Origin of the sequence: Halomonas sp. S3-1-1, assembly GCF_023757625.1 — a bacterium.
Lineage (GTDB): Bacteria > Pseudomonadota > Gammaproteobacteria > Pseudomonadales > Halomonadaceae > Vreelandella.
This window is the reverse complement of the sequence record NZ_JALGBZ010000002.1, coordinates 264,267-278,443: the sequence shown is the minus strand read 5'-3', so window position 1 is coordinate 278,443 and position 14,177 is coordinate 264,267. Positions and strand designations below refer to the sequence as shown.

The window sequence follows — 14,177 nt, the reverse complement described above, 5'->3', positions numbered from 1 at the left end:
GAATTCGTTATTCCCGACGCTACCCACGCTGTCCACCCGCCCAAATTTTCAACGGCGTTATGCCTCAAAGCCAGAACGGCCGGGCGGCCACGCTTGCGGGTCAAGCAGTAGGATGAAAACCTCGACATCCTGACGTCGAGCGCACCATAATGAAAACGAAGATAAACAATACATCCATCATGAATCGTGATAATGCATACCCCCGCTGCTCGTCCGCTGGATCTCATACTGCTTAATACCTTCGTCAGCGTCGTGGAGTCAGGAGGGTTCACCGCTGCCGGCGAAACCCTTCATATCGCGCAGTCGACGGTCAGCGCTCATATGAAACGCCTCGAAGCGACGCTTGGTCAGCCGCTATTGCAGCGCGGGCGCGCCTCGCCAGTACCCACTCCCGCCGGCGAACGCCTGCTCGCCCACGCACGGCAGATGCTGCGCCAAAATGCTCTCGCTTGGCAGGAAGTCACCAACGAACGGCTCGACGGTATCGTTCGGCTGGGCATTCCCGATGATTACGTAGTCTACCTGCCCGCCGCGCTAGCGGATTTTGAGGCGCGCTTTCCCGCCGTCGAGCTTCAGGTTCACTGCGGCTTGAGCGTCGATCTGGTAAGAGAGGTCAGGGTCGGTGCGCTGGATCTAGCGATCACCACGCGCCAACGTAACAGCCCCGGCGGGGAGGTTCTATGCCGAGAAGACACCGTTTGGGCAGGGGCGCCAGGCTACGACACCCAGCGCCGCTCACCGCTGCCGCTGGCGGTCTCGAAGGATGGGGTCTGTAGCTTCAGAGAGCGCGGGATCGCAGCCCTCGACGCCGCAGGCATCGCTTGGCGTATCGCCTATACCAGCGCGAGCCTATCCGGACTCACGGCGGCGGTGAAAGCCGGGCTTGCGATCACCATTCTCACGCCGTCGATGATCGGCGAGGATCTTCGCATTCTTGGCACGCGCGAAGGGCTACCCGAACTTCCTCATACCGACATCGCGCTACACCGCGCCCCCGGCGGGCAAAGCGATGCGAGTCGTCAATTGGCACTTGGGCTCAAGAAGCACGTCAGCGCCCGCTTCCCGGTACGAGAGGAGTCATTGTGATCGCCTAGGCTACCGACAATGGTATTCTTATGATCTCTAAAGAATAAATCTGCGGAACCTGTTTGTGCCGAGCCATCGAACGCTACTCATCATTGCCGCCCTGTGCCTGCCGGTTTGGCTGGCCGCCTGGGGGTTCGCCTATACGCCCTACCGTTGTGCCGATGTTATTTATGGCGCTCATCGCCCGGTGGATTCAACCGTCAAATTGGCCTGCGACCCGCGTTTGAACATGACCTTCTTGTTCGTCGAGGACTCCCTGCACAACTGGCTGGCGGTAGTGGGCTGGGTGGTGCCCTACGCACTGGTGGTATGGGTGGCGATTCGTACCCTGCTGCGCCGCTCCCAGCGCGTGGGCGCGATGCTGTTCACCGCCGTAACCGGGATAGCACTGTGGATAGGGCTGATCGTCTCGCTGGACCGCCAGCCCTACGGCTGTGCCTTCGGCTTCGGAGGCTTTGGCTGTACCAGCGCGCTGGGCGATGCCAACATCAACGTCTTCTTCGGCGGCTGGATGATTCCCCTTGGCATGCTGATCGTAGTGGGCCTGGTGATCGCCACATCGAACCACAAGCGGCCACCGGGTTAACCCTCGCGAAGCATCGTCACCAGTCGCTCGCGTTCGTGGGCTTCGTAAAAGCTCGGGTCGTCGAAGAGATCCGGCTGGGCGTCGTCGAACATCATGCTCAGCACCTCGGCGCTGCCTTGCACCATCGGCTCGAAGTGGGCGGTATGGGTCTTCAGCGCCCGCACCCGGCGGCGGCGGTAGATAGCGTAGAGCCCCAGCAGCAGGAACACGCTGGCGATATAAAGCGGCTGGCCTTGATCCCCGACCAAGTGCATCAGCGTGCCCGCCGCCAGCGGTGCCACGGCGCAGCCGGCGCCGTGCATCACCAGCATGTCCGCCGAGCCTGCCACGATTTCGTCCGGGTGGAGCTGATCGATCAGCTGCGCTACCGCCAGCGGGTAGAGCGAAAATGCGAGCCCGCCCCACAGAAAATAGAGCCCCAGCAGCGCGGGCTGGCTGGGTGCGAAGGGCATCATCAGCGCCACCAGCGCCGCGCCAAGCACTACCCAAGTGAGCACCACCGGCCGGTCGTGCTTATCGGAAAAGCGCCCGATGGGAAGTTGCAGCAGCGCCCCGCCAACGATGGCCGTGCTCATCACCAGCCCCACCCCGGCGATATCGAAGCCCATGTGGTCGGCGTAAACCGGCGTCATCGACCAGAATGCGCCCATGGCCAGCCCCGAGAGCGCCGCCGAGGCCACCGCCAGCGGCGCAAAACCCAGAAGCGCGCGCAGGCTGCTCTTCGGGCGCTCGCTCACTTTCGGCTGCACCCGCCGGGTGAGTGTGATGGGTAGCACCGCCCAACTGATCAACATCGAGATGATGACGAACAGCAAATACCCCTCGATGGAGGAGATCCGCAGCAGCTGCTGCGCCACCGCCAGCGATCCCAGGTTGACCACCATGTAGACGGCGAAGAGACGCCCGCGCTCGTGGCTCGCTGCCTGGCTGTTGAGCCAGCTCTCGATCACCGTGATCAGCGTGATGAACGAAAGCCCGTAGATCACCCGCAGCGGCAGCCACACCCAGGGCGTGACGAATACCAGGTGTAAAAGCGCCACGGTGGCGCAGAGCGAAGCGCAAAAGCCGAAGGTGCGGATGTGCCCCATCCGCCGAATCAACCGCCTGCTCACCCAGGTACCGCAGATGAACCCGACGAAATAGCCGGACATCACCAGCCCCAAAAGCACGGTGGAAAACCCTTCGCTCACCCCGCGCAGGCTCAATAGCGTATTGAGCAGCCCATTGCCCAGCAGCAGCAGTGCCACGCTGTAGAGAATCGATTTCACCGGTCGCAGCATCGTCAATGAACGCATGGGCTCCTCGTTACCGGGCGGCAGCCCGGTCGTGTCAATAAAGCCGGGGGTGGCTTTGGGAAACATCATGCATAAAGGGGGCCAGAGTGGTAATTGCCATCACTTGGGAGGAGTTATAAGGGACGCGCTAAAACCAGCCACGTCTGTTAGTCGCTTCTTTTAACATCGCTTTTAAATTGAAGCGGTTCAGCGGGCTCGCTAGAATGAGGAATCTAATAATATTTTACTAAACAGCCAGCGGCTCGCCTTCGGACACTCGACACCATGGCCACCTTCATTCCCGCGCTTTCCACCATTGCCCGTATGACCAGCGGCGAGCGCCGCGTGGCGCAGCGCCTGGATAGCCTGCTCGAGGACGACTACATCGTCTGGTACGACATACCGCTGGGGCGGCAGCGTCGCTACCCGGACTTCATCGTGCTACATCCCGCCCGCGGGCTCTTGTTTCTCGAAGTGAAGGACTGGAAGCTCGATACCCTGCACTCGATCACGCCGGAAAGCGCGGTCATCGATACACCAAAAGGGCGCAAGACGGTGAGCAACCCGCTGGTCCAGGCGCGCCAGTGCGCCTTTACCGCTCTCAACCAGCTTGAGCGTGACCCGCAACTCACTCAGGGCGATGGCCGCTATCAGGGCAAGCTCTGCTTTCCCTATGGGTTCGGCGTGGTGTTTCCCAACATCACACGGCGGCAGTGGGACGCCGCGATGAGCGAAGAAGCGCAGGAAGCCGTGCTGCCCGGGCGCCTACTCATCTGCAAGGATGAAATGCTCGCCACCGCCGACCCGGAAGCGTTTCAGGAGCGCCTATGGGGAATGTTCGAGTACCGCTTCGGCGACAAACTCACCCTGCCCCAGCTCGACCGCATTCGCTGGCAGCTCTTTCCTGAGGTGCGCATCGATGCCCCCACCGGCAACCTCTTCGATGACGAAGAGCAGAGTGAGGCGCTGGCAACGAACGTGGTACCGGACATCGTGCGCGTGATGGACCTGCAGCAGGAGCAGCTGGCACGCAGCATGGGCGACGGCCACCGGGTGATCCACGGCGTGGCCGGCTCCGGCAAGACGTTGATTCTGGGCTACCGCTGCCTGCACCTGGCCCAAGCCACCTCCAAGCCGATCCTGGTGCTCTGTTTTAACATCACCCTGGCCGCCCGGCTTCGCTGCTTCATTGCCGAAAAAGGCCTGCTCGAAAAGGTGAAGGTGCACCATTTTCACGAATGGTGCGGCCAGCAGCTCAAGACGTACAACGTCGACCTGCTGCCCGGCAGCCGCCCCGCTTATGAGCGCCAGGTGGAAAGCGTTATCCACGCCGTCGATCAAGCGCACATTCCTCGCGCCCAGTACGCCGCCGTAATGATTGACGAGGGCCACGACTTCGAGCAGGCCTGGCTCAAGCTCGTGGTGCAGATGATTGATCCGAATACCAACTCGCTCTTGCTGCTCTACGACGACGCCCAGTCGATCTACCAGAAAGGCGCGCTGAAATTTCCGCTCTCATCGGCCGGGGTGCAGGCGCGCGGGCGTACCACCATCCTCAAGCTCAACTACCGCAACACCCGCGAGATATTGAGCTTCGCCTACGAGTTCGCCCGGGATTTCCTCAAGGCGCACGACGGTGATGACGATCACGTACCGTTGATCGCCCCGGAAGTAGCCGGCGTCAGCGGCCCTCAACCCGCGTTTCGCGCCTTCAAAAGCGACGACGCCGAGGCCAACTACCTGGTACGCTGTATAAAGACCTGGCAGGAACAGGGAAGCGAGCTGAACAGCATCGCGGTGGTTTATACCAGCAACGCCCAGGGAAATCGGTTTCATAAGGCGCTTCAACACGCCGGGATTCCCAGCCGCTGCCTGCAACAATCCTTCGATAAACGCCGCTACGACCCGGACGCCCATGAAGTGGTCCTGCTAAGCCGCCAGAGCAGCAAGGGCCTGGAGTTCGACACGGTACTGCTCAGCGGCCTAGGCGCGCTGGACCCTGCCGAAGAAAAACAGGCCCAGGAAGCCCGGCTTCTTTATGTGGGCATGACGCGGGCACGAAGGCGTCTGTTGGTGACTGGGAGCAAGGTGAACTGGTATACCGAGCGGCTGAGCGAGCTGGCCTCGGCCTAAAAAGCAGCGCTTTTAGTGAGCACCTATACGGGAGACGCCAAATGGCGATCGAGCAAGGCATCTGGAAACTGGCAAGCGATGCCAGCGAGGCACCGCAAAAGCTGCGGCCAATGGGGCTCGCCGACGAGGGCCGGCTCGAAGAGCAAATAATGCAAGACGTCTCGATTCTCAACAGGGACTGGCTGTTGATCGGTCGTCAGGTACGCACCGGCTTCGATAAGCTGATCGACCTTTTGGCGCTGGATGCCAACGGCAATGTCATCATCATCGAATTGAAGCGCGATAAAACGCCCAGAGACGTGGTCGCCCAGGCCATCGACTACGCCAGCTGGGTGGTGACGCTGGCCGACTACCAATTGATCGAGATCTATCTGGCCTTCAATGAGCGCTACCCGCGCCCTCACCCCACCCTCGAAGAAGCATTCTTGGCCAAATTCGGCGTGCCGCTGGACGACATTACCCTCAACGACAGCCACCAGATGGTGGTGGTGGCCACACGGCTCGACGCCAGCAGCGAGCGCATCATCAACTACCTGAACGACCACGCGCAGCTCTCGATCAACGCGATGTTCTTCTCCGCGTTCGAGGACGGCGGCAACCACTACCTGAGCCGCGCCTGGATGATCGACCCGGACGAGCCGCCCCAGCCCGCCGCGCGTAAAGCGCAAAAGGCGCCCTGGAACGGCGAGTTCTACGCCTCCTTCGGCGACGACCGCCCCTGGGAGCTCGCCCGGCGTTTTGGTTTCATCGCCGGCGGCGGCGCCCACTGGTACTCCAAGACCCTCAACCTGCTGTCCGAAGGCGACCGGGTCTGGGTCAATATTCCCAAGACCGGCTACGTAGGCGTGGCGGAAGTAACGGGCGAGCGCTGCCCGGCGGATGAGTTCAAGGTCGAGACGATGGAAGGGTTACAAAGCCTGAAAGCGGTGACCACCCCTGCCGAATATCCTCACCTGCACAACAACAGCCCGATGGACGATGAAGAAACGCTGGAGTACGTCGTGCCGGTACGCTGGATCAAAAGCGTTACTGCTAATGAGTCGTTTCGTGAGGTAGGGCTATTCGGGAATCAAAATACGGTGTGCAAGCCGACCACGCCCAAATGGGAGCATACGGTGGAGCGCTTGAGGCAGGCTTGGGGTGTTGTTTGAGCGCTTGGCTCAAGTAATGGGGATATATCGGCCAAAAGAAATGGTGGGCCCAGTAGGACTTGAACCTACGACCAAGGGATTATGAGTGCAACCAAACAAACTTTGGGATCGCGCCTGCAATGCGGAAACAAAAGCTTTTTAATGAGTTAAGGTTTCCATGATTTACATTACTCTCACTGCTTTCACCCTGTTAGCAGCCAAATGACAACCAAGCGACGACCAGTTGGCAACCAAATCACTGCCAGCTACAGCAAAATATAGGGTGGATAATTGATAACCATAAATGTACTATGTACACTAAATCAATGCATTGGCTAAAGGAAGTGCCCTAACGTGAGTCATGCGATTGAATTTATCGAAACCCCGACGTTCACCCGCCAGATCCAGGCGATTGCGACAGACGACGAATTAAAGGAGCTGCAGCGCACCCTGATTGCCCAACCCGACAAAGGTGACCTGATTCAGGGCACGGGAGGGCTGCGCAAAATACGCATGCCGTTGGGCAACCAAGGCAAGAGCGGCGGTGCCAGAGTTATCTACTTTTTGGCAACGGCAGAGAGAATCTACCTTATACTGGCCTACCCCAAGAGCGTGAAGGACAGCTTAACGCCCGCTGAAAAGGCCGCACTGAAAACACTGACCCACCAATTGAAGGGGGAGGTTTCCAAATGAGCATCTTTGACGAGCTGCAATCATCACTGCAGGAAGCCGTTGAGATTAAACAAGGTAAAGCGCAGGCCAGCCGTATCACTCGCCATGAGGTGGCTGACGTGAAAGCTATCCGCGCCAAGCTTCATGTTTCTCAAGCTGAGTTTGCCAAAGCTATGGGAACCAGTGTAGACACCATCAAGAGCTGGGAAACCAAGCGCCGTAATCCAACGGGGCTAGCCGCTAAGGTACTGGCGACGATTCAGGACAACCCGGCCTTTTTCAACGAGCTTGCTTCGCATTAGTGTTTTTTTGCAGCCTTGATTGCTCAATAGGATGGCATGTGCACGGCGGCATTCAGCACGCTTCTCTCCGTAGTGATAGGCGGAAGATAGCATCTGCTATTCAGAGTCAGTAAGAGGAGTAACGAAACTCCTTAACATGTTTCCATCCGTTAGAGACATCTGACTCCAACATTACACAAAAACTTAAGATCAGGCACTTAGTAGCATTTACAATAATACCGATCTTAGGACTTCCAACTTTTCAACCACTCATTAATTATAGACCGCACATCAGAACTAAAACCACATTTTGTAGGATTCTTAGGGTGAGCGCTTATCAGCTCTAAACGACGCCCGTTATCTGAAACGAGTGTTCGACGAAACAAGTCATTAGAAGTAAAAGCCAATACCCCCCAATTGCTTTTTCCTTTTAAAATACTATTAAAATTTTCAAAATAACCAAGCATCTTATAAGTTTCCTCGGATCTAGTAGAACCGGTCACTAGCCGATTTTTTGCATCAAATATGATATAGTGGACTTCATTAGCTATAACAATTATATCAGGAATAGCTCGTATCTTTGCACTCGTTGAAGTATAAGCCCATCTAGCATTTTCATGAGGTAAAGAACGTTGAAAGAAGACTCTTATACGATCCCCCTCTAATTCAAAATCATAAATAGGATATTTTCTATTTTGATACAGAGCATGCGGCCCATCGAGCAAAGTGGCCCCAAGCGTTGTTAGGGCTTGACCTATTTGACGAATACACCAGATCTCATAGATCCTATCCATAAATGATTGATCTGTGGGAAAGGCAAACATCGAATTGATAAAATGATTTGAAGAAGGGCCTCCTGCAATATCCTCCCCCAATAGCTTCCAATCTTTTATAAACTTAATCAACTCTAAGTATGAGTAGTCATTTCCTGTTTGTCGCCTAGCAGTCCGCCGTGAAGCTTCCAAAAAAAGTCTTTGAATTGAAGATGAACCTGAAACATCTACCCAAGGTTCGCTTCTAAGTCGTGCCCTAATCCAGTTTCTGCAACTTTGCCCAAGCTTTGATTCTGAGTAATTCAATGGGTGTGTATTAGTATGCAATCTAGAAAGGAGTATACGAAACAATTGAACTACAAGACGATTTTCTGGAGTGTTAGGTTTAGTCGTTGTTACCAAAACCGGATAAGTTCTAGGCCAAGTTTTTGTCGATATTCTTCTAGCCATATACCTTTGTATATCCAGTCGTCCGCGGATTTCACCTTTCGTTTCTTTACGTAACGTATCAGTCAAATTGGATACTTGACCTTCAATTTTATGTACTATTGGGATAAGTGACGTACAACTTGCAATTGCATGACGAAACCTGATCTGATCAACAAACTTGAGACTTTCATCATCTGAATCTTGTCCAGCAGGGATATTTACGTTTGCAATTTCAACACTCTCTCCAGAGAAATACGTCGAAAGCAGCGGGAGCGCCTCCTGAAAAAAACGATACTCAGTATGATTTTCATTTTTATGGAACAAAATGCATCCCCGATGCTGAAATAACTAAAAGCTGTCTAGAAAAACGCTGATCAAAAGGAGGCTGCAAAGTTTTTGCAAATTGAATAAGTTGTTCAGGATTAAGTACATCTGATTCAAAAAGAGGGGCCAGCTTAACAGAAGCAGCCCAATCTAATACTTTGTCTACGGCGCCCAGTTCTTGAATTTCATCCTGTCGAATTCTTGTCAAAAACAGCTCGATAGTGTCAATAAGCTGTGCTGTGCCTATAGGTAAGTGTGGGATAAAATCCCCTTCAGAAGCAAACCTAACAGACTCTACTATATCAAATAATATTGTAATTCGTTTAATATGATTCTTAGTTACATCAATAACTATACTTTCTGACACAGTATTTATATCATTCTGACCTAAAGAACACTCCCGACGTGCAATTCGTTGTGCTGCTCGATTTATAACAAAAGAAAATTCTCGAATTGCAGCAGTAGGATGAGACAAGTCGAAAACCCATTTCTCATCATTCTGCTTTCGTCTAGGAATGTCTAACGTAATAAAAGTAAAACGCCTACGAATTGCTTGGCTAAGGCTCTGAACAAATTGCTTATCATAAGAGTTCAATGTAGCAATTATGCGAAAACGTCTCGGGATTACTAGTTCTCGGTTTCCTTCAACTTGATGTGGAAGATTTATTGGCACCAAGCTATCTGTTCCTAGAACAGAGAATAGTTCACCAAACGCTTTATCAAGATGAGCACGGTTTAATTCATCTATCAGAAGCCATTCTGCCTGCTCATGATTCGGATCATCAAAATGTTGCACTACATTATTTCCACACCTGATGACAGATTCAGTAAGTGAACCATTGATTGGTACAATTTCTTCTTTTTTATCTTCAGTAAGCCTAAGCTCAAGCCTACCTATTATATCGTAAGTTGTCCAATCTTCATGTGCTGTTACAGCATAAGTAGAGGCATTAAAAGCTTTTGCTAGTGCGCGAATAAGAGAGCTTTTTCCAGTGCCAGGTGGCCCTTGAAGCACAACATGACCGACACGGATTGCCGCAGCAATTTCTCGAAGAGCCTCTTCAGGAACAACCAGTTCTTCTGTTGCGCGATTTAACCTATCTTCAAAATCTTCTGGAATTTCTAGCTCATAACCGGCAATCTCATTGAGACGCTCAATAGAATCATGAAAATCAGTTGGAGGAATCGCACCACTATCAATAAGCTTGCTCTCATTAATTTCAGACATTGTATTCACCGCGCAAGGATCGAATTGCATGAATATTTGATATTGGCCTAGCACGTCGTATCTTGATTTTGACAGTGTTAGCATCCAATAACTCTTTTTCTTCGACTATATAAGTCCAAGCTTCGTCATAACTAAGAATTATACGCTGCCCTCGAGCAAGCTGACAAAGGGATGCAACATGTCCAGATATATATTGTTGATAGACCAAAAAATGGCTTTCTTTTTCAGTCAGAAAGTAAACTTGCTCTCCTTGCAAAAAAACACTGTCAAGAGAAGCTCTAGATTTAGACAGCATTGAAATTACGGGTGCACCCAAGTAGTCAAAATATTCTCGTTCATCCTGAAACTTGGGAGCTGCAGGTAACCGGGAAATAGCAAATCCTCCTGTTGTACACTGATCCGAATCTCTATTATTGGATAGCGCCTTTCTTACCATTCCAATCCAATCATGTTGAATGAATTGTCTGCGATCTGACTGCTCAACGCCATAGGGGCTGTCAAGATCCTCGCGACCTAATATCAAATGGTTCATCCCAGCATGAACTGCGACCTGATTGAGTGAGTTGTAGAACGCACCTTTTTTCTTAGCTACCGGAAGATCAAGGTGAGAAAGAAGCTCTGGTTGGTTTCTTAAGCGTATAACATCATCAATTGCATCTTTTGCATGAAGAGTTTGGAATACTCTACAAAGAATGTATTCAAGCTCCGTCCACCATAAATAATTATCCAGATCTAAAAGTGCTGAATACAAAAATCGGTAAATTAATAGATCAGCATCTTGATGTGCAGAACTCTTGGGGCGCCTAGGGCCACGAAGCGGATAACGAAACAAAAGATTCAGACCAATCCAAGCAAACTCAACCTTGTTGTTATTATGTGCGGCTTCAATAAGTTGATTGCCCGCTGGTGTAATAGTGATAAGATTGGATCTTGATTCGACAAAAAGAATGCCAAATTCCTCAAAGGTAGCCTTCCAGCTTTCTACAGCATGTGGGCTAAGCTTTCGTGGTGCCATTGGTGATGACCAATAGTCTTTTAGCAAATCATATTGTGAATACTCAAAAAAAGAAAGTAATGTACTCCATGCTTCTTGAGCCTTTGCACTTTCACTAAAAAAGCATGGATACCCATAGCTATTAACTCTCCAAAAGTCTGTAGCTAGTGAAGCTTGTGGAAAGCTAGTTTTCAATTGGCCACCTCATCCGCTCCAATCGTTACATGAGGAAGAGGGAGTCGATCTTCATTATCAGGGATTTCGTGCTTTGTTTTCTTAAGAGTAATAACCCAATCCATCAAAATTATTCCTCCACGCCCTTTCCGTGGAAATTTCATGTAATGACGGCGAATACGATAGGCAAATGCTTTTTCAAGGTGAAGCCCAGCCATCTTAGCTAACCTTAGCAAACAATCATGCACAGGTAGAATGCCCTTTGCAGCCTCGCTATTACCAACTACTAAAACATACCTGCCCTCTTCTTTCATAACACGTGCTGCTTCAAAAAAATGACTCTGCATCATGCTAAAGTAAGATAAAACGGCTTTTCTCCGATATTCAGGGATCTGTTTTGGATCAAACAACTCCAGTATTGTTGAGTCAATACTAGTAGCTGGGCTAATTGGGTTCTTAGACCCTATTGGCATACGTCTTCGGAGATTGTATTCAACTCGACTTGGTACACCTAAGCTTGGCCCAAGCCAAAAATATTCCAGCATAAAGTTATACATATAATCGACGGAATCAAGATATGGAGGACTCGTAACAATCAGATCCACTGAATTATTATCTAAAGGTAAAGATGTAGCTGAACCAGCTAGGACATGTGCCTGCCGCTCACCTCGAACTAAAGAAAGTTCAGTTACTCCTTTAATTGCTTTCCGCAAATATTTTTCGAAAGTTGTCAAAACATCAGGAGGATATTTTTTTAAAGTTCCAGACACGTATGTCTTCTGGGTCTGATTATCAGCATTTGATACCAGACGAAGTATAGAGCTAAATACAGCTAGAAAAAAATTTCGTTCATCACAAGAACAATCGAGCTTTTCTATCGCAAAATAAATCCTACATAGATCCTTCCAGGCACCTTCTGTGAACCAATGTGTTATGTTTTTAACACCGGACATCGGAAGGAAAGGAACAACCACTTCAGGAAGTTTATCTGGTGTCAGAAAGCTAGCAAGTTCTCTTAAGCGATCCAAACTAACATCGCTAGTCTTCGCCTTACTTAATAGGCATGCTAAAGGGTCAATATCAGTGCCAAAAGCGTTATTGACTGAGCGAAGAGCTTCTACTAATGTTGTACCAGACCCCATAAATGGATCCAGTACTACACTATTAGGTGTAGTGAAATTTTTTAACGCCCACTTCGGTACTTGCGGAATATATTTTGCAGGAAATCGATGAAACCCATGAGTCAGGCCTGAGGTTCTCGCTGACAACTTAAGACTTAAAAGTTCACCGTGTTTCACGTCTTCTATTCTAGGGAACTCTTCAACTTCACGGATATTTCCCAGCATCATTTCCTCAGACTTCTGAGATTTCGTCAGTTGCATTTTCTCAAGATCACTTGAATGTGTATTAAACAAATCGTAGTTTAGATCACTCATTCAAGCACCACAATTGATTCACGCATGTATGATTCAAAACCTTTCAATAAATTTCTTTGCTGCGGCGCTACTGTTAAGTGGCGCGTTTCTAGAATTTTAGCTTTTTTAAATCCGACTTTAAGGCCTATAATAGCTGTCAGAACGTCCGTAGGTATAATGACTCCTGCGAATGCTGAATTACCGACTACTATATGACATTTACCCTTTGGGACAGCTGCTCGACATTGTCGAAGAACAATACCTAAATCATGAAAGTATCCACGCATGAGGTCTGGCACTCCCATGCGCCAGCTACTAGCCTCCTGATCCATCAAAGCGATCAAATCCTCCAGTGACTCAGGGGGCGTAGCCGGACGCTTAAGATCTGCATTTAAATGTGATCTCATCGAAGCTTTTCTTAAGCTGCCCAAGTCCGCATAAGACTTTACAAAATTTCCGAACCAAAGCTCAACTTTAAAAGACTCGAAGTAGTCGAATCGATTCGCATAAGGAGGACTAAAGATAACCGAGTCAAAATTATCGCCCCTAGTAAAGTCAGATAGATTAAAGGCGCTCCCCCCAATAACTTTTTGACCTTCCCAAGAACCAGACTCCCAGAGCGCAGAATCCTCAATCATCATACTAAGTTGCTTAGAAAAAGCATCTATGAAAAACTTTTCTTGATCTGAGCCAAACCTTGCTAACTGCCACTCTCCATCTACTCGATCTTCATATTTCCCTTTTTTCCGTCTTTTGTTCCTGTACTTAATCCCATTACCTTCTTTATAATAGCTCCCCACTGTTTCTAGAATAGATAGCCAGGCTAGAAATACAAAATCTCTTGCATCTGTATTGTTTGAGAAACAAAATTCAATAGCAGCCCTTGACCTAAGCACCATATCTAGAACACGAGGCTCGAATACTTTTGTTGCGATACTTAGTTCTGGCTGCGGCCAGCGATCATGACTAAAAATATTTTTAGGCAACTCTTCAAGAAAACTTTTAACATTCTTAATTGAAGACTCATTTAATGGTGTAAGCTTCACCTTTGTAGAAAAAGCAGCAATTGGGTTAAGGTCGATACCAACTGCCTTTTTCCCCCTAGTAGCTGCGCCGATTGGGATAGAACCACATCCACAAAAAGGATCAAGAATCCGACATCCTAATTCTAATTTGTCAATTAACTCTGGTGAATATGCTTCACGATATCGGAACCATCGATGCATTGGCGCTACTGAGTTTCCTTTCCAGTGCACATATGGTGCAAGATCAAAACGCTGTTCTATCAAGAATAGTTCATCGAGTTCCTTTAGTATTTTTTTCAGGCTCCCCCTCCTGCGGTGGCCTTCAATTTCAGCTTTCTCATTTTGATCAATCTCCTTAGGGCATGGAGCAGCAGTGTGATCATTCATGCCATTAGCAGCCAGACTCATCTCTTGTTACCATTTGATATTGATTCAAAAAAAAGAGGAAGCTGGAACGCCAGTTCCTGCTTACACCGCTACCGAAATGCATGATTCTAACACTTCGTTCATGAGGGTGACATGGGCTGCTTCATTACGTATTGTTTTTACTAGCGAACGGGCAGCCCGGTAAACGTTCAAATTGATACACATGAAAAATATAAATTTTATTATTATAATCAATCACTTATGTATAAAAACCATCAGAAAAACTC

At 50.0% G+C, this 14,177-nt stretch carries 12 protein-coding genes and 1 pseudogene; 6 read left to right on the top strand and 7 right to left on the bottom strand.

What is annotated here, in order from left to right; all coding sequences use genetic code 11:
• The first annotated feature begins 192 nt into the window (after window positions 1-192).
• Both MQW23_RS06360 and MQW23_RS06355 read left to right on the top strand, forming a co-directional pair.
• Entirely contained in the window at window positions 193-1,086 is an 894-nt protein-coding gene (locus MQW23_RS06360) for a LysR substrate-binding domain-containing protein (protein ID WP_252107005.1), read from the top strand.
• 64 nt (window positions 1,087-1,150) lie between these two features.
• Window positions 1,151-1,672: a hypothetical protein gene (locus MQW23_RS06355; protein WP_252107004.1), complete on the top strand. Its 522-nt coding sequence runs from the start codon at window positions 1,151-1,153 to the stop codon at window positions 1,670-1,672.
• Here MQW23_RS06355 and MQW23_RS06350 read toward each other — a convergent pair.
• A complete protein-coding gene (locus tag MQW23_RS06350) occupies window positions 1,669-2,967 on the bottom strand; it encodes an MFS transporter (protein WP_252107003.1) in 1,299 nt (432 codons plus the stop codon). The genes MQW23_RS06355 and MQW23_RS06350 overlap by 4 nt on opposite strands.
• A 264-nt stretch (window positions 2,968-3,231) precedes the next feature.
• On the opposite strand from MQW23_RS06350, the gene MQW23_RS06345 reads away from it, so the two are divergent.
• The 4 genes from MQW23_RS06345 (at window position 3,232) to nadS (ending at window position 7,183) form a co-directional block, all read left to right on the top strand.
• On the top strand, window positions 3,232-5,079 hold the full coding sequence (locus MQW23_RS06345; protein WP_252107002.1) for a 3'-5' exonuclease: 1,848 nt from the start codon (window positions 3,232-3,234) through the stop codon (window positions 5,077-5,079).
• A 41-nt stretch (window positions 5,080-5,120) separates the two neighbouring features.
• The gene (locus tag MQW23_RS06340) at window positions 5,121-6,230 is read left to right on the top strand and encodes a DUF8606 domain-containing protein (RefSeq protein ID WP_252107001.1); all 1,110 of its coding nucleotides are present in this window, start codon (window positions 5,121-5,123) and stop codon (window positions 6,228-6,230) included.
• Between the two features lie 333 nt (window positions 6,231-6,563).
• Window positions 6,564-6,902 (top strand): type II toxin-antitoxin system RelE/ParE family toxin, encoded by a 339-nt coding sequence (locus tag MQW23_RS19510; RefSeq protein WP_252106999.1) that lies wholly within the window; start codon window positions 6,564-6,566, stop codon window positions 6,900-6,902.
• On the top strand, window positions 6,899-7,183 hold the full coding sequence (gene nadS, locus MQW23_RS06330; RefSeq protein WP_252106997.1) for a NadS family protein: 285 nt from the start codon (window positions 6,899-6,901) through the stop codon (window positions 7,181-7,183). Before MQW23_RS19510 ends, nadS begins: the two co-directional genes overlap by 4 nt.
• A 12-nt stretch (window positions 7,184-7,195) precedes the next feature.
• On the opposite strand, the pseudogene MQW23_RS06325 reads toward nadS, so the two are convergent.
• The 6 genes and pseudogenes from MQW23_RS06325 to MQW23_RS06300 all read right to left on the bottom strand — a co-directional run.
• Window positions 7,196-7,321, bottom strand: a pseudogene (locus MQW23_RS06325) (IS630-like element ISHsp2 family transposase); the annotation flags it as partial.
• Between the two features lie 86 nt (window positions 7,322-7,407).
• Window positions 7,408-8,688 (bottom strand): hypothetical protein, encoded by a 1,281-nt coding sequence (locus MQW23_RS06320; protein ID WP_252106995.1) that lies wholly within the window; start codon window positions 8,686-8,688, stop codon window positions 7,408-7,410.
• Window positions 8,678-9,916, bottom strand: a complete 1,239-nt coding sequence (locus MQW23_RS06315; RefSeq protein ID WP_252106994.1) for an AAA family ATPase — start codon at window positions 9,914-9,916, stop codon at window positions 8,678-8,680. Before MQW23_RS06315 ends, MQW23_RS06320 begins: the two co-directional genes overlap by 11 nt.
• Window positions 9,909-11,105 carry a hypothetical protein gene (locus MQW23_RS06310; protein ID WP_252106993.1) on the bottom strand — a complete coding sequence of 399 codons (1,197 nt, stop codon included), beginning with the start codon at window positions 11,103-11,105 and terminating at the stop codon, window positions 9,909-9,911. The genes MQW23_RS06315 and MQW23_RS06310 overlap by 8 nt, the downstream gene beginning before the upstream one ends.
• Complete coding sequence (locus tag MQW23_RS06305) at window positions 11,102-12,520, bottom strand: DNA methyltransferase (protein WP_252106992.1); 1,419 nt, start codon at window positions 12,518-12,520, stop codon at window positions 11,102-11,104. The genes MQW23_RS06310 and MQW23_RS06305 overlap by 4 nt, the downstream gene beginning before the upstream one ends.
• Entirely contained in the window at window positions 12,517-13,911 is a 1,395-nt protein-coding gene (locus tag MQW23_RS06300; protein WP_252106990.1) for a TRM11 family methyltransferase, read from the bottom strand. Before MQW23_RS06300 ends, MQW23_RS06305 begins: the two co-directional genes overlap by 4 nt.
• Between the last annotated feature and the right edge of the window lie 266 nt (window positions 13,912-14,177).

What these genes read in the sequence shown, in the direction of transcription:
- MQW23_RS06360 (WP_252107005.1), top strand. Translation starts at nt 193, where the DNA reads ATGCATACCCCCGCTGCTCGTCCGCTGGATCTCATACTGCTTAATACC.
- MQW23_RS06350 (WP_252107003.1), bottom strand. Translation starts at nt 2,967, where the DNA reads ATGCGTTCATTGACGATGCTGCGACCGGTGAAATCGATTCTCTACAGC.
- MQW23_RS06345 (WP_252107002.1), top strand. Translation starts at nt 3,232, where the DNA reads ATGGCCACCTTCATTCCCGCGCTTTCCACCATTGCCCGTATGACCAGC.
- MQW23_RS06340 (WP_252107001.1), top strand. Translation starts at nt 5,121, where the DNA reads ATGGCGATCGAGCAAGGCATCTGGAAACTGGCAAGCGATGCCAGCGAG.
- nadS (WP_252106997.1), top strand. Translation starts at nt 6,899, where the DNA reads ATGAGCATCTTTGACGAGCTGCAATCATCACTGCAGGAAGCCGTTGAG.
- MQW23_RS06315 (WP_252106994.1), bottom strand. Translation starts at nt 9,916, where the DNA reads ATGTCTGAAATTAATGAGAGCAAGCTTATTGATAGTGGTGCGATTCCT.
- MQW23_RS06305 (WP_252106992.1), bottom strand. Translation starts at nt 12,520, where the DNA reads ATGAGTGATCTAAACTACGATTTGTTTAATACACATTCAAGTGATCTT.
- MQW23_RS06300 (WP_252106990.1), bottom strand. Translation starts at nt 13,911, where the DNA reads ATGAATGATCACACTGCTGCTCCATGCCCTAAGGAGATTGATCAAAAT.